The following is a 23,547-nucleotide window of genomic DNA, read 5'->3' on the forward strand; positions in this document are numbered from 1 at the left end:
GAGAAACGGAGCGCTACGTCACTGCGAGGAACTCCCCGACGTATGCCCTCACGAGTACTCACACGGCGCACGACACTCGCAGCAGTGGCCTCGATCCTCGGTGGTTGTGTCACCAGTGATCCTCGATTCGAGTCGCGGTGCTCGGACGACCCGACCGCATGGTCCCAGTACCGCGGCAGCTCGGATCGGAACCTCCGTGTATCGAGGGTGACACCCGCGCGTATCGACCCCGCTCCGAGTCCGTCGTCCGACAGCTCGACATCCACATCGGCGTCCGACACGACTCGGTCCACCCAGTCACCGACCCGTGAACGTCTCCCGTCGCTCGACCGTGTCGGCGCGGTCGCGGTCGACGGCGGTCCGAAGTGCCCACCGGCAGTCGTCGACTCGACGGCTGTCGTCGGAGTGAACGACGGCGTCGTCGCTACGGACCTCCAGACGGGCAACGTCGTCTGGGAGTACCGACCGGGCGGCCCGAATCGCTTCAACACGACACCCGTCGTCCACTGTGGGACGGTACTCGCGTCGAGCACCCACCGTCTGCACGCGCTCGACTTCGAGACGGGGAACCGACGCTGGCGACACGATGTCTCGGGTGGGCTCCACTTCCCCCGGTCACCGGCAGTCGTCGACGGGCGGCTGTTCGTCCCGGGTGACGGACTCGTCGCCGTCGACGCGCGTACCGGTGAGACACTCTGGCAGCGGACCGACTTCGGCCACGTGGCGGCCGTCGCGGCGAGCGCCGACCACGTGATCGCGAGCCTCGAGGACCGCGGGACCGACCCGAGTCCGGGCGTCGCAGCACTCGACCCCGCCACGGGCGAGACCGTCTGGCGCCGAACCAATGTCGGCCCGGTCGACCGACCGGCGGTCGTGTCGAACGGCAGAGTGGGGGTCACGACGGAGTCCGACAGTGTCTGGCTCCTCGACGAAACCGACGGGGAGACCGTGACGAGTGTCCTGTTCCTCCGACCGGGTCGCCGGTCGCCACTCCCCCCGCCGACACTGGTCGACGACGGTGCCGTCGCGATCGAACGCCGCCTCCCGTCGGGGGTCGTCCGTCGGATCGACGAGCACGGTGACACTCGGTGGGAGACGGAAGTCGACGGCGCCTCGTTCTCGCCCATCGTCGGCCACGAGTACGTGGCCGTCGCCGGGTCGGGTGGACTGCACCTGCTCGACCGCGAGACCGGGACGGTGGAACACACGGCACCGCTCCCGGTGGGGAACGTCACCCGCCAGTTCCCGGTCGTCCCGGCCGACGGTCGACTGTTCGTCCCCTCCCACGGGCAGATCACGTTACACGACTGGGAGTGAGGTGCCGGTGAACGACGCTGTCTCGTCGGTCGACCCCTGGCACGTCGGACGGCTGGGACTCGCAGTCGACCCTCGACCGCGACTGGACGGACGGCCACAGGTTGATACTCACCCCGCCCCGTGCACACACGATGGAGTCACTCGACCCAGACCTCACCGGGCGGACGGCACTCGTAACCGGTTCCGCGGACCGTGTCGGACGAGAGATACTGTTGCGACTGGCCGATGCAGGTGCAGACGTGGCGGTACACCACCGATCTAGTTCGACGACAGCGTCGGAGACGGCGGCAGACGCCCGCGAACGGGGCGTCGACGCGACGGTCGTTCGCGGTGACGTGACAGAGCCAGACGCCGTCGACGCGTTCGTCGGCGAGTGCGAGTCGGCGCTGGGGACCGTCGACGTGTTGGTCAACGCCGTCGGCCCACTTCCCGGGGGCCGCTGGGACGAACTCTCGTACGACCAGTGGCAGACGACGGTCGCGGGTTGTCTGTACGGCACCTACCTCTGTTCACACCGTGTGCTTCCAGCGATGCGCGACGCCGAGTGGGGACGGATCGTCAACTTCGGTGTCGCGGACGCACGCGACGATCGAGCAGTCCCGGAGAACTTCCCGTACTTCGCCGCGAAGAAGACAGTTCTGCTGTTCACACGAACGCTCGCGTACGACACGCAGACGGCCGGGATCACCGTCAACGCCGTCTCGCCGTTCGCCGTCGAGAACACGGTCGTCGACGACGTGGACTACCCGCGTGGCCGACCGGCGTCGTTCGACGACGTGGCGGCCCCGATCCTGTTCTTCTGCTCGGCGGCTGCGTCGTACATCTCCGGGCAGAACGTCGCCGTCGACGGTGGTCGGCTACAGGAGGCGAACTGATCGGCCGTCTCGAACGACGATGGACCTCGAACGTGATCTCGAGTCGGGACACACGCCGATTCACTCGCGCTCTCGGGACTCGTCCGTCCGTCTCGCGTGGCAGAGACGTTCGATTCCGACGATCGGTCCGAACCCGACTGGACAGAGCCACACCGACACCGACCGTGTTCGTCGGTCACGAGTTCGTCGCGTTCGGTGTCGCCACGCTCGCGGCCGCACGTGTCGGTCGTACACGGAAGACTGCCCTCACCGTCGACGCCGTCGGTGCGTGGTTCGAGGTGTCCGAGTTCCTGTTCGAGACCTTCTGGTACGACTGGACGCTCCAGTTCTACTTCGTCGACACCGTCACCGACCGCTGCGTCGACGCGCTCGGTGCCCTCTCGACGGCGACCGTCGTCGTCGCCGCGTGGTCCGACGAGACACCTCACCCGAGAAGCCGGAGAGACGAGCGACTGAGACGTAGCGAGCGGCAAACGACTGCTTCGGCGGTAAGCGCGACGAGTCTACCGGCTCGGCTCACAACTCGGACCGCTTGACCAGCGCGTAGACGAACAACGCCGAGAGGACGACGCTGAGGTACGCCTCCAGCGTCGCGAGCACCCGCGCCATCGCACCGGCGGGCGCGTTGTTCCCGTAGCCGATGGTGGTATAGGAGACGTAGCTGAAGTGCACCAACTCGAAGAACGTCGCCCGCCCGCTCTCGGTCGCCAACGCACCGAGCGAGGAGAGTTGTCCGACAGTCGTCGCGAACGTCGGGCCGCCGAAGGCGTACAACGGGACGAACAGCAACGGCGAGACGAGGAACGCGGCACCGATCCGGAGTGGCCGCATCCCGTGGCCACAGGAGATCCCCAACAGGTAGTTCTCCGCCGCACGACCGAGGTTCTTGACACGAGTCACCACGTCGGTCTCTTCGTCGGTGACGACCGACACGTTCTCGCGTCGCGTGAACCGTTGGCGTTTCACGCGGAACTCGCCGGCGATCTTCGTCTCCCCGTCCTCGCGAGCGGCCTGTTTGGCCTTCAGGTACGTCGTCGCGACGGTCTCGGGTGTCATCGCGACGCTGTACTCCGGGTCGGCCGCGGGTGGTTCGTCGAACTCGTGGATCGACCAGTCGTTACGTTCCAGGTACGCCCGGTGGGCGCCGAAGTCGAAGTCGTGGCCGTCGAACTCGGTGAACTCCGTCCGACAGAACCGGAAGTAGTCGAGTAGCTCGCGCTCGTCGTCCGCGCTGTCGGCGACGAGTCGCACGTCGCCGAGACTCGCCCGCGTGAGGTCGTACCGCACCCACTCGTCGGGTGGCTGGTGGACGTGGCCGCTGCGGAGCTTCGCTCGCGTGAAGTCGACGTACGCGTCCGTGTCGATCCCGTGTGGCGCGAACGCGACGTTGTCGGTGAACTCGGCCTCGGTGAAGTCGATCTCGCCACCGAACGCGGCGTCGGAGAAGTCGGCCGTCCGCGCGGTCACCGACTGGAAGTGTGCGTCCGTCTCGAACCGCACTCCCGCGAACCCCGCGTCGGCCTCGACCCGGTTCGCACCGCCGGCGAACTCCGTCCCGTGGAACGCGGCCTCGCGCTCGAAGACGGCGTCGGCGAACCGGCCGTCGCCACGGAACCGAACCTCCTCGAACACGGCCGGCCCGCCGAACCGGGCGCGGTCGAACCGTGCGTCGTCGTCGAAGGCGGCGTCCGTGAAGTCGACACGACTCTCGAAGTGTGCGTCGGCGAACGTCGCGAAGCGGAACCGTGCCGCCTCGAACAGCGCCTCGTCGGCGAACGTCGTCTCCGCGAACGTGGTGTCGTCCTCGAGCGTGCGCTGGCCGCCTGTGAACGTCGCCCCGCGGAAGTGTGTCGGCCCGTCGAACGCGACGGCGTCGAAGGCGGCGTCTTCTTCGACGGTGATCTCGTCGAAGTCGGCAGCCGCGGCGAACTCGGCGTCGGTGAACTCGGCGTCGCCGTCGAACAGCGCCTCCTCGAAGCGTGCCCGCTCTTCGAAGACACACTCCTCGAAGTGGACGTAGCCGAACGTCGTCTGTCGGAAGTTCGCCTCGCCGACGAACCGGGCGCCGGTGAAACTAGTGTTGTCGTCCAGCAGGTTCGAGTCGCCGTAGAACTCGGCGGCACGCGCCGTACAGTCGTCGTGGAACGTGGCCCGGTCGACCGTCACGTCGCGCCGGAACTCCCCCTCGTCCAGGTCGACTGGGCCCTCGAACGTCGCCGCCTCGAACGCCACCTCGTCCTCGAACCGCGTCTCGAACGTCGACACGGGGCCCTCGAACGTCGCGTTCGACGCCCGGACGTCCTCGTGGAGCGTCGCCTCGTCAAAGGAGAGTTCGCCGACGGTCGCGTCGTCGAGACGGATCGGGACTCCTAGTAACGCCTCCTCGGCGGAGAACGCCTCGACGGTCGCCTCGCGGAGGTCCAGCGGGTGTCTGTCGTCCGGGTCGATCTGGAGGCGATCGACCGACAGCGCCGGGAGGGTGACACCACGGAGGTCCTTGTCCGCGGCGTCGCCGTGGCGTGCGACGGCGAGGAACGCCTCGCGGACGGTCTCGTCGTCGACACCCCGCTCTGCCCGTTCCGCAGGCGACATGTGGAGGACCGCCGTGTCGACCCCGGCGACCGGCCCGTCGCCGGCGGCGGCCGACTGGCTCTGGTCGGACATACGTGCCACGACGGACCCGGGATTGAAAAAGGCCACCCGGTGTGTCCGGAGTGATACGCTCCGGTCACGTGGTCTCGGTACTGCTCGGGAGCGATCTATCGACACTCCGGCGACCCAGAGTCATCCACCGAGGCCCGGTGATCGGAATCGGGGGAGTCCGCCGACAAGCCCGCCCTTCAGGGGTGAGTAGCTGCCCCGTCGACGTCACTCTCGGTGTCCGACAGCAGCCGCAACGAGGTCCGACTGAACACCGTCAGGTCGTACTCGGGGTACGTGTGGTAGGTCTCGAAGCGCCGCTCGCCCACGTCGACCGTCGTCACCGCCTCGGGCTCGAACCGGTGACAGAGGTCGAACGACTCCTCGTCGGGGAACGCGGCCAGCGGCCGCCGCTCGACCACCGTCTCCGCCCGGAGCCGGTCGGTCTCGTGGACCAGGCGACGCGTCTCGCCCGCCGGATCGAGGGTGACCGGCGTGCCGTCGCGGTCGACCGGGGCACACGAGGAGAGTTCGTAGAAGTCCAGTGCGGGCGCGGCGACGGCGTGCGAGTTCCCGATCACGCGGAAGGTGAACGGCACTCCCAACACCGATCGCTCACAGGCATCGTAGACGGTCACGTCCGTCGTCGGCGGCTCGCTCGCGTGGACGAACGTGAGCGTCTCAGTCGGGGTCGGTGTCCCCGCCGGGGCCGAGTTCTCCGCCGGGATCGGCGTCCCCGTCGGGGTCTCGTCGCTCATCGGCCACCTCTCGTCTCGGACGGCAGTCGCCACCCGGCGTGCGTGTCACCCACACCTCGTGTGTTCCGGATCACTACTCGATCACGATGTCGTAGTTCGGGTCGAAGACACTGTTCGGCTCGACACCTCGGTACCGCGGGAGTCGCCGCCACTCCACCGGCCCGATTCGGTCCGCGTGCCGCCGGACGTACTCACCCTCCGCCCGGTCGAGGTCGAACGCGGGCGTCGGGCCGTCCGAGAGCACGTAGAACCGCTCGCCGCGCTCCTCGTCGCCGTCACCGTCCAAGTCCTCGTACACGTCGTACGGCGCGAACCTGTCGAACCCGGCTGCATGCACCGTGTTGACGTACGCCGCGTGGTGCTCGGCGTCAGCGTACTTCGAGTACGTCCACGTCGCGACCAACCCCCGCTCGGTGAGGTGTCCACGGAGCAGCCGGTAGAACTCCGTCGAGTACAGTCCGAGCGCGTCGTCGCTGCGGGCACCCGGCAGGTCCAACAGGATCAGGTCGTACCGCCGCTCGCTTCCGCGGAGGTACTCCACGGCGTCGCCGACGGTCGTGTTCAGACGGTCGTACCGGTACGCCTCGTCGTTGAACTGGCGGACGTACGGGTCCTCGCGGGCGTACTGCAGGAACTCCCCGTCGATGTCCACCTGGTCCACGTCGGCGTCGTAGCGCCTGAGGTGGTCGACCGCGACGTAGTCGCCGCCGCCCACGAGCAACACGTCCAGCGACGACCGGTTCTCGTAGGCCGACACCGGCACGTCGACCAACCCGGCGTGGTAGGAGTCGACCCAGCTGTCACACAACTGGATCGCGCCGTCGAGCCGGAGACACCGCTCGGTGCCCTCGTGTGCCGTCACGTTCCGGTCGTAGACGGTGATCCGCTGGTACGCCGTCGTACGGTACTCGCGGACCGTCACGTCGACGTTTCCGGGGCGGTACTCGCTGGTGATCTCGTCTTCGACGTACGACCCGGTGACGTACCGGTCGACGGTCTGCCCGTTCGCGACGAGGCCGGCGTAGCTCCCGCTGACGAGCAACCCGACGACGACCAGCACGCGCCAGCGACCGGCACTCGGCCGCGAGAGGCGCGTCACGTCCGAGAGCGTCCAGGCGGCGAACGTCAGCGCCGCGAGCGCGTTCAGCAACCCCAACGCGAGCACGCTGACGACGAGTCCGTGGTCGGGGTACAACACCAGCGCGTACACGACGGTGCCGGCGAGACTCCCGAGGTAGTCGACGCCGAGCACCTCCGAGAGCGCGTCGTTGTCCGACGGTTCGACGGCGAACAACACGCCGAGGACACGCGCGGCCCCACGTCGCGGCAGATGCCCGAGTCGACCGAACACGCCGCCGTCGCGGTCCGCGACGAGATCCTCCAACAGCGGGATCTCGAACCCGGACAGCAGTCCGACGACGAGGATCGGGACGTGTGAGACTGCTAACCCGAGTTCGTACTTCCCGGGGAACGTCACCGCCGGGAAGGCGTTGACGCCGACGATCAACCCCGCACCCAGCGGCCCGGCGAGGGCGAGGTACACCTCCGTCCGGAGGAAGTTCGACTCCGTGTCCCCCAACTGCGGAGAGAGGAACGCGCCGACACCCAGCGAGAACATGTACAGTCCGATGGTGATGGAGTAGCGGAGGACGGTCCCGCCGTAGAACACGGTGAGGAACTCCGAGTAGACGAGCTCGTACGCGATGGAACAGAACGCCACCACGAAGGTCAAGCCGAGCTTCACTCGCCGGTCAGTCAGCAGGCCGAAGGTACTCGCTGTCATCTCTCGGGTGTCGTGTCGCGTCGCGATCCGCCGCCAGTGGTCGGAGCCAGGACGACGCGGACCCGCCGGCGCGCACGTCGCGGACAGTCCGGCGACGTTCCGCGGACCCGACGCCGCACACGTCGTCGACGGTCCGGTGGAGTCTCGCGCACCGGGCGACTCACAGCCGCGGTTTCACGTGCCAGGCCTTGTCGACGATCCACGATCCCTCGTTGTCGACCTCGAGGTCGGCACCTTGCCACCCGAAGTCGGCGGTCCCCTCGGCGTGGACGAGGTGGACGCCGACGCGGTACCAGCCCTCGGCCGGCCCGTCGGTGGGCGACACGGCCGCGAGCCGTGCCGTCAGCTCGGTCCCGGGTTCGGGGTCGTCCCACACTTTCCCCTCGGGGACGTACCCCGGCCCGGGCGGATCGTCCTCGTACTCGCTCTCGCGGCCGAGGTACTCGACGCCGATCCGGTCCACGTCGGCGGGGTACTCCTCGATCTCTTGGGCGTGGTTCTCGCGCCACTCGTCGTCGTCGTCGCTGCCGTGCCAGACTGCCCAGCCGTGCCGGCCCGTCGGCGCACTCCTGTATCCCCCGGCCCCGCGACCGGTCGCACCCCGACCACCGCCACCCTTCTGGGCGCTCGCGACGCCGATCGGGGACAGTGCGCCGAGCGCGGCACCGAGGTCGACGGTCGATCCGCCGCGCTTCGAGTCGAGAGCACCGCTCGCACCGACGTCCTTCCGCGACTCGACGAACGGCTGGGAGACCAACTCGATCTGGAGGGTGGCGTCGGCGATCGACACGTCCTCGAACACGCGCGACTCGCGGGGCGGCGGCGCCGGGTCCCCGCCGAGACAGCCGGCGAGTCCGGCTCCGGCGAGCAGTCCGGCAGTTCCTCGGAGGGCGTCTCGTCTGCGCATGTTCGTCGGTGAGGGTAGTGGCTGGTAAGTCTCTTTCCCCGTGTCTCGCGAGGAGTGACGCTCTGACACCGCCAGCGGACGGCGTCACGACCTCCGACGGCCGTCCACAGCCTGCGACCGACGGGAGTCGAGCGTCGACCGTCTCAGAGCGCCGAGACCCCCGAACACTACGCCGGCATTGAAGTACCGGCACCGCCACGGCTCCGACGATGACAGACTGGGACCCGAAACCAGAACAGGTGACCGGCGACGCCCGTCTCGTCGGAGACACCGAACCGGTCGGCCTCGGCGACACGGAGGACGTGTTCGTCCACGGGGACGCCGTCGGCGGCGACCTCCACGTCGCGGACGGCGAGTACGTGTTCACCGACGTCCCGACGGAGAGCGAGGGGGTGACACCGCCGACCGTCGACCGAGCCGTCACGGGCGAGGAGGACGGCTACGTCGAGGACGTGGCCGACGACGTGGTGTTGCGTGGCGTCGAAGACGTGTTCGTCCACCACGACGGAGCGAACGCCCTCCGTGCCGGCGGTGCCGAACAGGTGTACCACGACGGCGACGCACAGCCGACGAAGCTGCCACAGTCGTACGAGGTGACACTCTCCGGCTGGAACCACACGCGGGAGGTGCGAGACCCGCGCGACGGCGTCGCAATCCTCGGCGCCACCAACGAACTCACGGTGCGCGACCTCGCCCACGACGCGACGGTGTACGTGGTCGGGTGGGGCAACGAGGTCCACCTCGAAGGGAGAGACGCCGAGGCGTCCGTGTTCTTCGTCGGCCGCGACAACACGGTCCACGTCGGCCCGTACCTCTCGGCGACCGCCGCCGCCGAGAGCGGCTTCGACAACGAGATCGACCGGGCACCGATCCCCGCCTCCGCCGTGATCCAGACGTCGAAGGAGGAGGCGCACGCCGACGCCACGTTCGGTCGCCACAAACTCACTTGGCAAGAGCCGGTCGACGACGAGCAGTGGTGCCCCAACTGCGGCAGCGAGGCCGACGCGGTGATCCGTCGCCGACAGCGGGACGCTCTCTTCCTGTTCGGGGTCCCGATCCGCACCTACGACGACGGCGGCGAGAGCTTCGAGTGTGAACACTGTACGAGACACCTCGGCGAAGTGTCGCTGACGGAGTCGGAACGCCGCGACGCACTCCGGTAGCCGGCACCGGCGACTACCCCGCTCGCGGTCGGTCTGGAGCCCCGTGACACCGACGGAGTGTGCGAGAACGAAGCCAGTAGTTCTAAGTCCGCACCTCGACACCGAAATCTCGATGCTCTCACTCGATCTCTTGGACCGTCGCATCTTGCGGAACAACGACCCGGAGGAGTTCACGCGACTGTGGTTGATCCCGACGGCGACGTACGGCGTCGGCGACATCGTCACCACCGTCGCACTGCTCCAGTTCGTCCCGTGGGTCACCGAGGCGAACGTGTTGCTCCGGAGTGTCGTCGGCGCGTACGGACGGGCCGGGCTGGTGGGATTGAAACTGGCGGTGTTCCTGCTCTCGATCGCCGTGTCGGTGTACGGTGACCGCGTCGACGACCGGTTCGTCTACTACCTCCCGCCGGTCGCGCTGTCGCTGTTCGGCGCCTTCGCGACCGCGTTCAACGTCAGGTTGTTCCTCCGGTGACGCCCGCGGTGATCCCCTCCGACGGCGAACTCGGTCGTTCACGCTCGGTCGGTCAGGCGATCTCGACGAGCGTGAACCCGAAGTCGACGACGACGGAGTCGGTCTGCACCTCGTTACCGACGCTGGCGGGGAGTCGGTACTGCACGACGAGTTCGGCCTCCTCTCCGGGTCCGAGTTCCGTCACGTCGATCTCTCTCCCTTCGAGCGACTCGACCGGCACGTACCCGGAGTCGTCGTCGAACAGCGGCTCGCGCTCGCCGTCTTCCACGACGAGGAGCTTCACCTGGAGTGCCTCGTCCAACTCGCCGGCCCCACGGCCGGGATCGCCACCCGTGTCGTCGACGGCTCGTTCCGGCTCCGTTCGACCGTTCTCGTAGCTCACGACGCTCACGTTGGTGATGTTCAACTCCCCCGCCACGTCGCCGTCGTTCTCGATGACACCGCTCGCGGTCCAGTTCCCACCGGGAACCGGTTGGTCGACGCCGGTCGAGGCGTTTCCGTCGCCGCGCTCCTCGTCACCGGCTTCAAAGAGGTCGCCGAACAGACCCCCGTCGTCGCTCTCGTCTCCGTCGTCGCCCGACTCGTCGGGTTCGAGATCGAGGTCGAACTCCGGGCTCGACTCCTCGAAGAACGTGTCGTCACTGTCGTCCTCGTCGTCACTCGACTCGCCGGGTGTCGGTGTCCGGGTGGGCGTCGAGGGCTGTTCCGTCGACTGCGTCGACGACGGGGTGTCGTCTCCCGGATCGCCCCCTCCGGGAGTCAGCGTGTTCGGTCCCGGTGTCGTCGCGGTGCCGGTCTCGTCGTCGGCGCCACCGTCTGTGCTCTGCCCGGTCGGCGAGGTGTCCGTCGGTGTCTGACCCGGTGTCGCGGACGGCGTCTGCGTGGGCGTCGGCGTCGCCGCCGGTCCGCCGGCGTCCGAACTCCCGAACTGTTGAACGAACCCGGCACCGGTACCGAGTGCGATCAGCGCGACGAGACCGATGACGATCAGCCGCCGGCTGCGCCCCGGAGAGGGGAGTTGCTCTCTGATCGCGTCGAGTCGATCGGTCATCGTAGATCACCTCTCTCAGCCGTGTGGGACCCGCTGCCGGTCTCGATCCACCCCGACCGCGACACTGCAGCTGTGACCTCCCGCTCGGCCGAGACGCTCGTCGAAGGGGTGTGTTCACCTGTGTCTGGTTTCAGACCGTCCCACTGGTCTCGACTCTCGTTGTCTCCGTCGGCTCCGTCTCCCTCGCTGTCACTGTCGCCTCCACCACCACCATCTGTGCCGGCTCCGTCCCCGTCGTCGTCTCCATCGCTGTCGCCTCCACCACCACCATCTGTGCCGGCTCCGTCCCCGTCGTCGTCTCCATCGCTGTCGCCTTCACCACCACCGTCTGTGCCGGCTCCGTCCCCGTCGTCGTCTCCATCGCTGTCGCCTTCACCACCACCGTCTGTGCCGGCTCCGTCTCCATCGCCGTCTCCGTCGCTGCCACTGCCCCCTTCGTCGCCACCACTGTTCTCGTTACCCTCGTCGCTGCCACCGTTTCCGTCTTCTTCGGTGTCACCTCCATCGCCTGGGTCGTCGGGATCAGTGTCGTCTTTGTCGGCCTCACCGTTGCTCTCGTCACCCGACCCGTTCTCCGAACCCCCACCACTCCCGCCGAGCCCACTGGTCGGAGCGTTCCCCGCTGCACTCGCTGGGCTCCCAGATGCCCGTCGCTCGTCACCCCGTTTCTCCGACGACTGTCCGCCGTCCGTTCCGCCGCCCGACGACTTAACACTGCTCGCTCGGTCACTCGCCGGCGCGTTACCCGCAGCACTGCCAGCGTCGTTCCCGGCGACCTCCCACGTCCCCGCCGTGACGCTCCCGGTCGCGGTCCCGCCGTCGACGAACACGGCGAACGTCGTCCCGGTCGTTCCGGCGGCGACCGTGACACAGACCACGACCGAGAGTGCGGCGAGTGCTCGCAACGGTGTCGGACGGCTCATTCTGTGGTCTCCCCCGACGCCCCCTCCTCGGCGTCGCGTAGCAGAGCGTACAACTCGCTCCCCACCAGTAGTAATCCGGGGACTACCACCAGCGCAACCGTCCCCGCAGTCGTCCCGGCGAACGTCACTGCCCGCCCGATCAGCGGGATGTGGAAGGAGACGACCCCGACGACCGCAGACGGCTCTACCAGTTCCGGATCGGGGTCTTCGTTCGCGTCTCCCTTTGTCCGGAACGCACGCGTCCCGTCGCGCTCGACGACTTCGATCACCCGATGTGTGACGAGGCGGCCGTCCGCCTCGCCAGACCGGAACGTGATCACGTCACCCTCGCCGATCTGGGACGGCTGGCGGTCGGCGACGATCACCACGTCCCCGGCGTCGATCGTCGGCGCCATACTGTCGGAGAGGACGACGTAGCTCTGACTCGCGCCGACGACTTGCGGGACGGCGTAGACGATGAAGGGGAGTATCGCCAGGACGAGGGCAATAAACCCGACCCGCTGTAGTGTCTCACGCATCCGTTCTGCTCACCTCCGGAATCATTGCGCCTCTGCTATAACTGACGTACTGACTCATGAGCGAATGATCACCTCGTAGTCTATCGTCGCTGTCTGGCCGGCGAAGGGTTTGCCGCCAGAACGGACTCGCCAGTCAACGACCATGTCGGTCGCCGTCTGACCTTCGCCACCAATGCTGACCTCGGAGTAGTCGGTCACCGTACCGTCCGAAGGGTCGTCAACGAGAGCACCGACGGTGCCGGGCTGGATGATCCACCTGATGGTGCTGTCCGCTCGCCCGACTCCGAATTCGACAGTGAGTGCGCCTCGGAGACTCGCCGCTCTCTGTGGAGGTGAACCCATGTTGCCCTCAGGTGATTTTCCATCGGCACAGTTGTTTCCGTTGTGATATGTCCGTCCGGCATTTTGAACATGTCGGTAGACTTTATTCAGCAGTTTAAACCAAGCAACTATTCGGAGATCGCCTCTGTGATTAATGCCCTTCTTTAGATCTGCTCCGGTGACCTGCCCCTCAGCAGAGTCCTCACTCGACTCGCCGACGACGTTGAGAGGGAAATCAGCCGTTAAGTTCAAAATGACGAACGCGCTACCGCATACGCCGAACTTGACCTTCTTTACGCCAAAGTCCCCGTTCGCTCCGCTGGGCTCTGTAACGGAAACGGCGTTGACTTGGTTGCCAAGTTTGCTAGGAAACCTGCCAGTACTCTTGACTTCGAGTGAGTCTCTGCCCTTATTGCCGTCCGCGACATCTTCGACAGTGGGTGAGGAGTCCCGATTAATCGAGAGTTCGACTGACCCAGCCCCAATGGTCACCTCGACAGTTTCAGAGTCATTAAACAATGCCTCTGTCCCCGCGCCGGCGGCGCTCAACGAGTTGCCGATAGTGGCGATACTCGTCAGTAGCCGCCGTCGCGAGAGTCCGGGATGGGTACCATCTGACATTGTTTCTGCTTCGTCCGGAAGACCCACCGGCGGAATCGAACTGGCGAGAAGCATGGGTGGGCCGAATATAGTTATATCAATCTGGATATCATATTTGATATTTTAAGGTTCGAGATCAATATTTAGCTTCTCTCCTGTTGTGAGTTCAACGGTGATATCGTCAATCCAAGCCTCTAGTTCGGGCGATCCGCTGTTGGTCTGAAGCGAAAGTGCCATCACCTCCTGGTTTTGATAATTGAATGTTGACGACAAGCTGCTATCGTAGTTGTTCCAGTTGATGGAGTCGCTCTGAAGCTCGTTGAGCGTTGGGAGATCGGGACCACCGACACTATTGCCATCCTTGTGTCCGCTGTCGTCAAAGACCAGGGTGTTCGAGGCGCTGTCTCTAGTACTGAACCTGTTCCATTCCTCGGGGGTGAAATTCGCGCCATCGCTGCCGTTGGCCTCCGCCGGCAGCGCAACCAAACGGCTGTCGTACCAACCGCCATCGTTCCCATCATTCTCCGGACGGGTGTATATTAGGAGGTAAATGTCATTTCCGTTGAGTGAAGTAGGCTCATAGAGCGAATAGGAAATCTCTCCGATCTCACCAATTGTATAGCCAGAAAGCGTCGAGATTGAGGAGAAGTCGCCGGCGAAGTAGAAGCCCTGCTTGTAACTATCATTGTCCTCGGAATGGTCGACAGTCCCCCATGCGCCGCTACCGCTCTGAGCGATGTCGGACGTTGTATCCCAGGGATTTGCAAATCCATCACCCTCACCGTAGACGGTGTCAGCCGTTAGAACGACATCTTTGCCCTGGGCTTCCTGAAGTAATTCAAAAGTAAAATCGATGGAAACACTGTCGGTTTGAACCTCGTTCCCGGCGTTTTCATCAATTTCCCACCCGATCTCAAACTCTTCCGTTGAGTTATTACCGGGAAGGGACTTATTTGGGTTGAATTGAACATTTTCCATCTCGGGTGCAGACCCGGTTGCGAACTCGTCGCCACCAAAGCCTAACGTGAGGTTGAGATGCTCACCAAGCTCCCCGGAACCTTTTGATGAATCACCAGCTTGTTTTTCTGGCTCAGCTAGACCATTTTCATCACTCGAAACTGATCTAACGTTAAGGTTCAAGAACCCATTAATGCTTCCAACATTTTTAAGAGTCCTTGTACCTGTTCCTGACTGTCCAGGGCGCGCTTTAGTAACACTTAGCGTTGTGGTATTAGTCCCATTATTGCCGCCAGCAGCGAGATCGAGAGTACCCGCTTGAACACTGTTTCCATTACTTTCCTCCGAGTCGCTGAACAGCGCGAACGTCCCCGCACCGGTGGCGGCGGACGCGGCGCCGACTGTCAGTGCACCGCCGAGCACGCGGCGGCGAGTCAACTCGAACGTCGTACCGCTGTCGTCGTCGGACATAGTCGATCGATCCCCGTGACGGGGAGTCCCACCGACGGAGTCGAACCGTCGCCCCTCTCGGGGACACCGGCGTGGGTTACCTGGCGTGAACGCCGTGTATCATCTCGCGTGTACGCTCTCGCGTACACGTGACTCGCTAGTGGCTGACCTCAGTCGGACACCGTCTGCGTCAACTCGAACGTCGCGGTCACCTCAACGCGATCCGTCCGGACGCGATTGCTCGCGTCCGTCGGCAGGCGGTACGTCGTCTCCACGACCACGTCGCCACCGGCCGGGAGCGCGACCCTCCCGAGTTCTTCCCCGACCGGCACGTCCGCGACGGTCGCGAACTCGTCTGCGCCGCCGACGAAGTGCGCGACTGGCGGCTCGTCGGAGTCGCGGCGGACGGCGATCCGCAACTCCAACACCGACGACAACTCCCCGGCACCGCGACCGGGGTCACCGCCCGTCTCGTCCCCGGCCTCCAGCTCGGGCTTCTCGCGGCCGTTCTCGAGGTCCCGAACGTCGTCGATACCGAACGCGAGTTCACCCGGAATCGACCCCTCGTTGGAGACGAGGAGTTCACGCCCTCCGGTCTCCTCGGGCTCGACACTGGTCGCGTCCGGCCCGATCAGTGCCCGCTCGTCGTTCGACCCGATGTCGAGATCCAGCGTCCCCGCACGCACCGTGTTCCCGGAACTCGTCTCCGCGTCGCGGAACACCGCGTACGTCCCCGCACCGGCACCGCTCCCGGCCGCTCCGAGACCGGCCACCGCCGCGAGGACCCGCCGACGCGTGAGGGGTACCGACTCGTTTCCGACCATCGCTCTCGTGGGAGTACCCAACGACCCCCACCGTACTTGTTATGAGTTCTGAGAACTCGGTCAAGAACGGAGAGAAGATCGGAACGACCGGCGAGAACGGACACAAGCGCAGCCGGAACGCTCATCAATCGATCCCTACCGAACGTTCAAACGAGGCCTTCGATCCCCGTCCGAGACGGTCAAGCGGTGCTTGAACGGCCGCTACGGGCCGTTCTCTCCACTTTCACCCACCGAGACCGCCACCGCATCTCGTTCGACACCCACCTCCGTCGACCGACCTCCCACGGGCGGACACGCCCCGTCCACGACACCACTCTCTCCGACTCTGGATACCCACGCTCCCGACTCGACCCGGCAAGTGTCGCCGTACGAGACAATTAATACCGGACGTATTATACCGAGAATGTGGCTAATTCTACTCGTTTATGATATGTTCGGTTCGGAGATATTATACCCCCGCTACACGAGAGACACGGTATGGGAAGTCGAGCACGACTGCTCCAGGGGCAGGGGTCGAACCAGAGCGAAGAGGAGGTGTTGTTCGACATCCTCTCGAACCGGCGACGACGCTACGCAGTGTTCGCGATCAGCGGGACCGAAGAGGTGGAGTTGGGTGACCTGGCCGAGCGGATCGCGGCGTGGGAGAACGAGCAGCCAGAGTCGGCGGTGACCAGTGACGAGCGGAAACGGGTGTACACGTCGCTCCAGCAGTCGCACATCCCGAAACTGGCCGAAGCGGGGCTCGTCGACTACGACGACCGGGCGTCCGTCGTTCGTCCACAGCCGACGCTCGAGGAGTACGAGGTGTACATGGAGGTGGTACGGGGCCGCGAGATGCCGTGGAACCAGTACTACCTCGGCCTCTCGGGCGTCTCGCTCGCGCTGCTCTTCGCCGTCGTCACCGACGCCGTCCCGTTCGACGCACTCCCGGACGTGGCGTGGCTGGCGGCGGTCGTGGTCGCGTTCTCCGTCTCTGCGCTGGCCCACACGTACTACGTCGGCGGGACGAAGCTGAGCGGCGACGGGACGCCCCCGGAAGTCGAGATCGAGGAGTGACCGCCTCGTCACCCGACACGCACCACTCCCCCGCCGGAACGGTGTGAGGACGGGCCGCTCACTCCGTGACGACCGCGACGGACACCACCGGGTCGGGCGTGCGACACAGTTCGGCCCACGACGACGACCCGGTCTCGCGGCGGTAGCACACTCCCTCGGCGCGGTCCGGTTCGTCCACGTCCGCCGTCGCCGTGCCGGCGTACAGCCACCCTCCTTCGGCCGACAGCGCCCACGTGTACGCCGTCGTGTCTGGGGTCGGTGCGGCACGGAGTGGACACCGCCCGTCGCCGATCGCGAACACGAGCGCCTCCGCGTCGGCACCCGGCCAGTCACCGGGCATGTGTCGTCCCCCACTCGTGTACAGCGTGCCGTCGAGGCGAGCGAACTCGTGGAAGTAGGTGTACCCTTGGAACAGTTGTCCGGTGTCGAGCCGTCGCCAGGACACTCCGTCGTCTGTCGTCCGGTAGAGTCCGTGACCCGTCGCCGCCACCCACTCGCCGTCGGGTGTTCTGTGGAGGTCGTGGACGTCCTCGGCGAGCCCCTGGTGTCGCGACTCCCACGCCCCGTCTGCGAGATGAAACACACCCGTCCGTTCGACCGCGACCGCGAGCCCGTCGTCCGTCCGGAGTGTGTCGGAGACGCGTCCACCGGCCTCGGAGACGACGACCGCCGAGCCGTCGATCCACCGTCGCGCAGGGTCCAAATCGGGCAGTTCGACCGTCTCCCACCGCTCGCCGTCGGGCGACCTGTGGACCGCGAGTGGAGCTCGCCCTCCGACGACGAACCCCTCGCCGTCGACGTGGAGGTGTGTCGGCTCGTCCGTCGGGACCGGAATCGACTCGACGTGGGTCGGTGACGACTCGCTCGTTCCGGAAGTCTCCACCCGATACACACCGTCGGACCCACGACAGTACAGGCTGCCGTCGTGGCTGTCGACACCGACGGGTCCGCTCGGGCCGGGAACACGGACTGGCTCGGAGTCGTCGACCTCCGCTCCGGTGAGCCGGTAGAGGCCGTCTCTCGTCCCGAGGTACACGTGGGTCACGCGTCCACCTCCGTCTCCGGTGCCACCGCGAGACTCTTCACCCGGCTCGGGAGCGAGACGGGGCACCGCTCGACACCGCCGACGTCGACACGGAGGAGACCACCGTCTCTCGTACCCCCGAAGAGACGACCTGCGAGACTCGCCCACGACAGCGGGAACGCCGCACCCACCTCGTGGAGGATCTGTCGCCGGTGACCGTCGTAGCGGGCGACCACGGCCGCGACGTCGTCCTCGTACGTCACCAGTCCGTCGTTCAGCGCGGCGGTCACCAGCTCCCCGTCGTGAACGGCCACCTCTCGGTGGTAGCCGAACCGGAACCGATCCGTGTCGGTGTCCAGCCGCACCCAGCGGGCCTGCTCCGTCGGCTCCGGCTCGTCACCGTGTGCGCCCGAGGTCCAAGCGGTGTCCGCGGAGCCGGCCGCTCCGCCTCGAGTGGCACGCGTCTGGTACAGTCCGCCGCCGGTGGCCGCGACGAGCCGAGCGCCGTCGTCGGCGTACCGGAGGTGGTGAACGTCGTCGTGGAGACCGACACCGAACGACTGCCACGACTCACCCCCGTCCGTCGTCCCGAACGCACCCTCGGACTCGACGCCGACGACGATCCGGTCTGGATCGCCCGGGTGGACTGCGACGGTCCGCACCTGCGGCTCGAACGGCCCCGGTGTCGACCAGTCGCTCGCCGCCGCGAGCCGAGCGAACGCGACGTTCGCTCGCCAGTCACCCGGTGTCGCCGCTCGCTCGCTCCCGACCGCCACCTGCGCGGGACGGACCCCCGCGTAGAGTCGCCCCGACGACGGATCGTGTGTCACCGAGACGACGGTCCGGTCTCCGAGTCCGGTGGACTGCCACGTCTCCCCGTCGCGGGACCGATAGAGGCCGTCGGCTGTCGCCGCGTACACCGCCTCCTCGGTCCGGCACACCTGGTGGACGGTGTCGGTGTCGAGGACACACGCCGTCGCTCCGTCGAACTCGACTCGGTAGAGCCCGTCTCTGGTGCCCGCGAGGAGGACGACCTCGCTCGCAGTGTCGGGGCGTACCACGCCACGTCCTGCGTCTAGACTGTCGCCACTTCCGACCGCGTCGAGTCGCTCGGTATCTGTTCCGGTCATCGGCCCGCCTCACTCTCCCGCCACGCGGACTCCCGGTCGTCCCCGCGCCGCGCCGCTCGTGTGTTCGTCCATCTCGGTCCCCCAGTCGTCGGGACTCGTGTTATAGTTTGGTCCACAGCCATCGGTAGTGTTCGGGTATAGCGGTGCCGTGTGGGAGGTCAAGAGAGACGGTGAGACACCGGTACGTTTCCGCCAGCCGGGAGCACCCGCCGGACGACGAGATCGTCAGTTCCCACGTCACTCACATCCGAGCGACAGGGTGGGACGGCTCACAGGCGCAGTTCGATCTCGTCGGTCGGGACGTCATCCGGCGAGGACTCGCCCGTGTTCCACGTCCGCTCGACGAGCAGCAACCTGGTATCGAACGTTCCAGTGTCGTGGCAGATTGGTCGGTGGTTTTCACCCTGCCGTTTCGAACGAACTCCGATGGACGAATCGGTTCGCGAGTGTCTCACAGCAGACGGTGAACTCCGTCGATCGCTGGACACACTGATCCGGTACGGTTCTTACGAGCGCGGTGACTTCCGTCCCGGGCACGGCGACCTCGACTTCTTCGCCGTATTCGACACCGACCCCCCGGCTGACGTCCTCGAGCGACTCGAAGAGGTACTCCGCGAGTCCACGTCCGAGATAGATCACCGAGGGATCGACCTCGCGTGGGAGCACGAGACGAACCTCGGACAGCCAGATGCTGGCGTCCGGTTCAAGTTCCTCTACGTCTATCAGTTCGACTTCCGCCGTCATCACACTGTCGTGCTCGGTGACTTCCCGACGATCCCTCGCCGGGAGTTCCGTGAAGCCCTCCCGGGACGACTCGATCGGATCGACCAACTCGTCACGGATGCCGGTGACGAAGGCCTTCGAATTCTCGCCGGTGAGGTGGCGCGTCTCCGTGCACTCTGTGCCGGTGCCGACTCACTACGAAAGCAGGACGTCGCCGAGACACTCACCGACACCGAACACTCGAAAGCACGACGAGTGTACGAAGCGTACCTCGAAGACGAGGTAGCGCCTTACACGACCGAGGAACTCCGCAGGTTCGTCTCTCGCGAGACCGAAGCACTCCGGAGTGACGTGAACGGGTGACCCGACAGGCAGCAGGGCGGCGGCTCGAACGATGGGACTGGACCGAGAGGCGGGGAGACCGACCCGACACCGGTCAGGGTTCGACGACTCCCGCGAACACAGTCGTTCACTTTCGTGCGGTTCTCGCAGAGTGACAGTCGTCGAAACCTACCCCTCTACTGCCGACCGGACACGACGACGATGCCCCCCACGTCGTTTCCCGATACCATCGACTGGGACGAACACTGGAGGACGACCGACCGGCAAAAGCTCACCGAGATGCGTGCCGCGGGCGAGCGAATGGCTCGTCGGATCGAGACGTATTTCGACTCTGTCCCGGAGTCTCTCGCAGATGTCGGGTGTGGACCTGCGTTCATGTTGTTCGAGTTGGCCGACACACACCCAGACGTAGAGTTGTTCGGCTACGACGCCGCGGCATCCGTCTGTCGGGAGAATCGCACGCTCGTCCGGACCCGTGGCTTGGAGAACGTCTCTTTCGGACGGGGCGCTCTCCCGGAACTGTCCACAGATCGACAATACGCGTGTGTCACTTGTATCGCGACGCTTCACTACGTCGCCGATATCGAGACTGCAGTCGAGACTCTACTCGCACACGTCGAGCCCGGCGGGACACTGGTGTTCAACTACCCCAACGAGCACACTCGTCGGCAGTATCGTGAAGACCCTGCGACGGATCCCGAACGGTTCGAACTGGTGTTGGCGGGCGAGAACCTGCTGACGTACGAGCGAATCCGGGAGATCACCGGCCGACGCCCGCGGAGCTTCTGGAAGGCTGTCGACGAGGACGACTGGCGCTCCGTCGGTCGCGTGAATCCGGCGTGGTCATCACGACGTAGCGTCTGCGAGACCGAACTTCGACCCGACCGACGGAAGTGTGGGCTCGCGAGATCGTCACCCAGTGAACAGAGTCGGCCGGGATGGATCGATCGTGGTCAGTCCGACCGAGTCTTCTCTCGTGCGACGGTCGCGAACTCGTCGAGTGACGCACTCGCGAGGTCGTCGTCGGCCAGGAGGAGCCGCAGTCGTGGGCGACCCACGTCGATCGGCACTTTCTCCGTGGTGATCAGCCCGAGATCCTCGATGTCCGTCTTCGTCCGGGAGAAGGTCGCCTTCGACGCGACGCCGGTGTCCTCGCCCCACTTCGAGATGTCGTAGAGTTGGGCCTCGTTGCGAGCGGCCACCAGCAGTGCGAGTGACACAGCGTCGATCGTGTCGTCGCTCACCTCGTCCAGCGTGGCGAGCACGGTCTCGAAGTCCTCGCGGACGGCCTCGCTCACGTCGACACCGAGTTGCTCCATCGCACGCGTCCGACCCGGCGTCCGGAGCCCGAACGACTCGGCCTCGTCGAACCGGTCTCGGTACGTGGTGAACACGTCCGCGACGACGGTGTCGTCGTCCGCGGGGATGGCGACTGGTCGGAGCTGCTCGCTGTCGAGTACGGCGAACAGTGCCTCCCCCGTCACCAGGAGTGTCGACTCTCGGGTCCCCGTGAGAACACGCAGCGTGAGGCGGTCGGCCTCCACGTGGTCTGCGAGGTCCGAGGCGACGAGGAAGTCGTTCCGGACAGTCTTCAGCGGCTCCTCGCGCGCGAGCACGTCCAGCCGCTCCGGGAGGGCGTCTGTCTCCAGCCGCCCGAGCGCCGCCAACAGTGAAGCCGGCGGATCGACGAGCAGTGTGTCGCCGTCCGTGTCGGCGAACAGCGTCGCGAGCAGGTCCGCTCGCGTCTCCGCAGTCGTGTGGTCTGACATGTCGACCCACAGTTGGTGGGTACGGTACTTACTATTAGCGATAGTGTCGTGATGATGTAAGACAGAAACATAACTGGAACTATACGACGCGAGCGTACGAACAGGGTGACGGTGGACTAACCGACGGATCTGCCCCGGGTCGCAGCCGTTCGTCCGCGGCCGTGAGTCCCGGTCGTCGGTACACCGTCGTCGTGGCGACGAGCGGGTCGATCGACTCGGTGACGGGCTCGGGTCGGCTCGCGAACCCACCCCACCGTGTCCGCAGTTCTGCACGACAGAGACCACAGGAGTCCGTCCCTCTGGGACCCCACCGTGTCCGCAGTTCTCGACGGCCTTTCGATCAGGCGTTCGCCGACCCGTCTCCCAACGACTAACCGCCCGGGCGGACACCGTCTGCGTATGAGCAGCGACGGTGACGAACTCGTGGTTCAGTTGGACCCGGACACGGCCGACGCGGTCGGAGCGTACGCAGAGGAACACGACCTCTCGGAGGCGGCGGCCGTCCACCACGCCGTCGACGACCACCTCCGCCGACCGACGCCGGACGGCGGCGAGGTGCTCGAACGGTTGGACCGCACTGTCGACCGCCTCGATCGAATCGAGGCCCGTCAGCGCCGCACGGAACAGTTGCAGTTCCGCTACCGCGTCGGACTCGTCGGTTCGATCGTCCTCTTCGTCGCGTTCTCCCTGTTCGACCTCCCGACCGTCTCCGTGGCTCTCGCCGGTGCCGCACTCTCGATCCTCGTCCTCGAGGCGACTCTCTCGCAAGCACTGGCCGGTCTCCGGTAGCCGGTACTGGGGGTCCGACCACTGCTGCCGTGTGCGAGCGGGTGCGACGTGCACTGGGACACTACTCCACGCCCTCGTCCCCCTCGCCGGTCACTCCGAGAGTGACGCGCGTTCGACTTCTGTATCGTACTCTACGGTTTACAAACCGGTCGTCACAGTGGCCGAACCACGATCCGTCCGTCGTCGACGGCCAACCGGAGTCGGTCACCGCCCGCACCGACCCGTCCGCGGAGTGTGTCGTCGCCGGTCGACTCGACGCTGTCGACTGCGCCGTCCGCGAACTGGACGTTCCCGTCGTCGGACTCCGCCACTATCGTGGCGTCGAGTCCCGGAGCGACTCGGACGACGATGCGGCCGTCGTCACACTCGACGGTGGTGTCGCCGTCCGTCCCGCCGACTGCGAGGTCGACGCTGGCGTCGCCGCCGGTCACGTCGCCGAGTCGGACGGGAGACGCTGCTTCGATCGACCCGTCGTCGATCTCGCCACGGAGCCCGTCGACGCCGTCGACCGTCACGTCGCCGTCTTCGACGTCGATGTCGGCGGTACCCGAGAGATTCGTCACGGTTATCCTCCCGTCGTCGCCGTCGACACGACCGATCTCCACGCCCGCGGGAACACGCACGTCGAGACGTTCGACGCCACCTCCGACGACACCGAACTGTATGCCAGAGGTGTACTCCCCGCCGACGTTCAACACCCCGCCGGACACTTCTCGGGTCACCGAGACCTCGGAGAGCTTCGTCTGCCCGATGGCGTACTTCTCGGCCTCGATCCGGACCGTCGACTCGTCCCACTGGCGGACCGTCGTCTCTGCGTCGTCCACCGAGACTGCGAGTTCGTCGACGTCGTCGGCCGAGAGTGTGTGCTCGACGGTCGCCGTCTCGCGCTCGTCGTCGGAGGGCCCGACACATCCCGCGAGGCCGACCGCCGCCACACTCCCGACTGCACCGAGGACCGTTCGCCGTGTCGTCTCTCGTCGCTGTGTCTGTCTCACGCTCTCGCAGAGACTCCGGTGGGACATGAACCGACGAGGTGGCTCTCTCGAACTGTACCACTGTCTCACCACCTGTGACACCTCCAGTTCGGTACCGAAGCGGACGTGTCCTGCGATCCGACACCGGAGTCGTGACCGTCGCGTGTGGAGTGACACAAAC

22 protein-coding genes and 1 pseudogene are annotated in these 23,547 nt (G+C 66.1%); 9 read left to right on the forward strand and 14 right to left on the reverse strand.

The genetic code is table 11. The annotated features are described in order from the left end of the window. Positions 1–42 precede the first annotated feature (42 nt). From RYH80_RS15565 to RYH80_RS15575, 3 genes are all read left to right on the forward strand, one after another. On the forward strand, positions 43–1,317 hold the full coding sequence (locus tag RYH80_RS15565) for an outer membrane protein assembly factor BamB family protein (RefSeq protein WP_370904938.1): 1,275 nt from the start codon (positions 43–45) through the stop codon (positions 1,315–1,317). A 131-nt stretch (positions 1,318–1,448) separates the two neighbouring features. Further along, the gene (locus tag RYH80_RS15570) at positions 1,449–2,192 is read left to right on the forward strand and encodes an SDR family NAD(P)-dependent oxidoreductase (RefSeq protein WP_370904939.1); all 744 of its coding nucleotides are present in this window, start codon (positions 1,449–1,451) and stop codon (positions 2,190–2,192) included. A 164-nt stretch (positions 2,193–2,356) separates the two neighbouring features. Continuing rightward, on the forward strand, positions 2,357–2,728 hold the full coding sequence (locus RYH80_RS15575; protein ID WP_370904940.1) for a hypothetical protein: 372 nt from the start codon (positions 2,357–2,359) through the stop codon (positions 2,726–2,728). Here the strand turns inward: RYH80_RS15575 and RYH80_RS15580 are convergent. The 4 genes from RYH80_RS15580 to RYH80_RS15595 form a co-directional block, all read right to left on the reverse strand. Continuing rightward, positions 2,709–4,856, reverse strand: coding sequence for a potassium channel family protein (locus tag RYH80_RS15580; protein ID WP_370904941.1), 2,148 nt, complete (start codon positions 4,854–4,856; stop codon positions 2,709–2,711). The two genes, RYH80_RS15575 and RYH80_RS15580, sit on opposite strands and share 20 nt — an antisense overlap. Before the next feature lie 176 nt (positions 4,857–5,032). Further along, on the reverse strand, positions 5,033–5,590 hold the full coding sequence (locus RYH80_RS15585; RefSeq protein WP_370904942.1) for a DUF2617 family protein: 558 nt from the start codon (positions 5,588–5,590) through the stop codon (positions 5,033–5,035). Between the two features lie 73 nt (positions 5,591–5,663). After that, positions 5,664–7,373 (reverse strand): spermidine synthase, encoded by a 1,710-nt coding sequence (locus RYH80_RS15590; RefSeq protein WP_370904943.1) that lies wholly within the window; start codon positions 7,371–7,373, stop codon positions 5,664–5,666. A 160-nt stretch (positions 7,374–7,533) separates the two neighbouring features. Beyond that, positions 7,534–8,280 (reverse strand): hypothetical protein, encoded by a 747-nt coding sequence (locus RYH80_RS15595; protein ID WP_370904944.1) that lies wholly within the window; start codon positions 8,278–8,280, stop codon positions 7,534–7,536. 209 nt (positions 8,281–8,489) lie between these two features. On the opposite strand from RYH80_RS15595, the gene RYH80_RS15600 reads away from it, so the two are divergent. Together RYH80_RS15600 and RYH80_RS15605 are read left to right on the forward strand one after the other, a co-directional pair. Next, complete coding sequence (locus RYH80_RS15600) at positions 8,490–9,443, forward strand: DUF8108 domain-containing protein (RefSeq protein ID WP_370904945.1); 954 nt, start codon at positions 8,490–8,492, stop codon at positions 9,441–9,443. A gap of 112 nt (positions 9,444–9,555) precedes the next feature. After that, positions 9,556–9,915 (forward strand): DUF5658 family protein, encoded by a 360-nt coding sequence (locus RYH80_RS15605; protein WP_370904946.1) that lies wholly within the window; start codon positions 9,556–9,558, stop codon positions 9,913–9,915. Positions 9,916–9,967: 52 nt separating this feature from the next. On the opposite strand, the gene RYH80_RS15610 is transcribed toward RYH80_RS15605, so the two are convergent. The 6 genes from RYH80_RS15610 to RYH80_RS15635 all read right to left on the reverse strand — a co-directional run bounded on the left by RYH80_RS15610 (position 9,968) and on the right by RYH80_RS15635 (position 15,508). Continuing rightward, positions 9,968–10,966 (reverse strand): hypothetical protein, encoded by a 999-nt coding sequence (locus tag RYH80_RS15610; RefSeq protein WP_370904947.1) that lies wholly within the window; start codon positions 10,964–10,966, stop codon positions 9,968–9,970. Between the two features lie 130 nt (positions 10,967–11,096). After that, a complete protein-coding gene (locus RYH80_RS15615) occupies positions 11,097–11,513 on the reverse strand; it encodes a hypothetical protein (protein WP_370904948.1) in 417 nt (138 codons plus the stop codon). A gap of 372 nt (positions 11,514–11,885) precedes the next feature. Continuing rightward, on the reverse strand, positions 11,886–12,407 hold the full coding sequence (locus tag RYH80_RS15620; RefSeq protein ID WP_370904949.1) for a signal peptidase I: 522 nt from the start codon (positions 12,405–12,407) through the stop codon (positions 11,886–11,888). A gap of 54 nt (positions 12,408–12,461) precedes the next feature. Next, positions 12,462–13,403, reverse strand: coding sequence for a TasA family protein (locus RYH80_RS15625; protein WP_370904950.1), 942 nt, complete (start codon positions 13,401–13,403; stop codon positions 12,462–12,464). Between the two features lie 48 nt (positions 13,404–13,451). Next, a complete protein-coding gene (locus RYH80_RS15630) occupies positions 13,452–14,756 on the reverse strand; it encodes a TasA family protein (protein WP_370904951.1) in 1,305 nt (434 codons plus the stop codon). Between the two features lie 149 nt (positions 14,757–14,905). Beyond that, positions 14,906–15,508 (reverse strand): SipW-dependent-type signal peptide-containing protein, encoded by a 603-nt coding sequence (locus tag RYH80_RS15635; RefSeq protein WP_370904952.1) that lies wholly within the window; start codon positions 15,506–15,508, stop codon positions 14,906–14,908. A 528-nt stretch (positions 15,509–16,036) separates the two neighbouring features. Here RYH80_RS15635 and RYH80_RS15640 point away from each other — a divergent pair. Further along, positions 16,037–16,615 carry a DUF7344 domain-containing protein gene (locus RYH80_RS15640; RefSeq protein ID WP_370904953.1) on the forward strand — a complete coding sequence of 193 codons (579 nt, stop codon included), beginning with the start codon at positions 16,037–16,039 and terminating at the stop codon, positions 16,613–16,615. A 58-nt stretch (positions 16,616–16,673) separates the two neighbouring features. On the opposite strand, the gene RYH80_RS15645 is transcribed toward RYH80_RS15640, so the two are convergent. Then, positions 16,674–17,660 carry a WD40/YVTN/BNR-like repeat-containing protein gene (locus RYH80_RS15645; protein ID WP_370904954.1) on the reverse strand — a complete coding sequence of 329 codons (987 nt, stop codon included), beginning with the start codon at positions 17,658–17,660 and terminating at the stop codon, positions 16,674–16,676. Further along, positions 17,657–18,769 (reverse strand): WD40/YVTN/BNR-like repeat-containing protein, encoded by a 1,113-nt coding sequence (locus tag RYH80_RS15650; RefSeq protein ID WP_370904955.1) that lies wholly within the window; start codon positions 18,767–18,769, stop codon positions 17,657–17,659. Before RYH80_RS15650 ends, RYH80_RS15645 begins: the two co-directional genes overlap by 4 nt. A 426-nt stretch (positions 18,770–19,195) precedes the next feature. Here RYH80_RS15650 and RYH80_RS15655 point away from each other — a divergent pair, with 426 nt between their 5' ends. Both RYH80_RS15655 and RYH80_RS15660 read left to right on the forward strand, forming a co-directional pair. Further along, positions 19,196–19,855: a nucleotidyltransferase domain-containing protein gene (locus tag RYH80_RS15655; RefSeq protein WP_370904956.1), complete on the forward strand. Its 660-nt coding sequence runs from the start codon at positions 19,196–19,198 to the stop codon at positions 19,853–19,855. A 279-nt stretch (positions 19,856–20,134) separates the two neighbouring features. Then, positions 20,135–20,488 (forward strand): annotated as a pseudogene (locus RYH80_RS15660) (class I SAM-dependent methyltransferase); the annotation flags it as partial. Between the two features lie 299 nt (positions 20,489–20,787). On the opposite strand, the gene RYH80_RS15665 reads toward RYH80_RS15660, so the two are convergent. Beyond that, positions 20,788–21,603 (reverse strand): transcriptional regulator TbsP domain-containing protein, encoded by an 816-nt coding sequence (locus RYH80_RS15665; protein WP_370904957.1) that lies wholly within the window; start codon positions 21,601–21,603, stop codon positions 20,788–20,790. Positions 21,604–22,002: 399 nt separating this feature from the next. Here RYH80_RS15665 and RYH80_RS15670 point away from each other — a divergent pair, with 399 nt between their 5' ends. Beyond that, positions 22,003–22,392: a hypothetical protein gene (locus tag RYH80_RS15670; RefSeq protein ID WP_370904958.1), complete on the forward strand. Its 390-nt coding sequence runs from the start codon at positions 22,003–22,005 to the stop codon at positions 22,390–22,392. A 152-nt stretch (positions 22,393–22,544) separates the two neighbouring features. Here the strand turns inward: RYH80_RS15670 and RYH80_RS15675 are convergent, their stop codons facing one another. Beyond that, entirely contained in the window at positions 22,545–23,387 is an 843-nt protein-coding gene (locus RYH80_RS15675) for a DUF4097 family beta strand repeat-containing protein (protein ID WP_370904959.1), read from the reverse strand. Positions 23,388–23,547 lie beyond the last annotated feature (160 nt).

This window comes from Halobaculum sp. MBLA0147 (assembly GCF_041361345.1).
In the GTDB taxonomy this organism is placed as follows: Archaea; Halobacteriota; Halobacteria; order Halobacteriales; family Haloferacaceae; genus JAHENP01.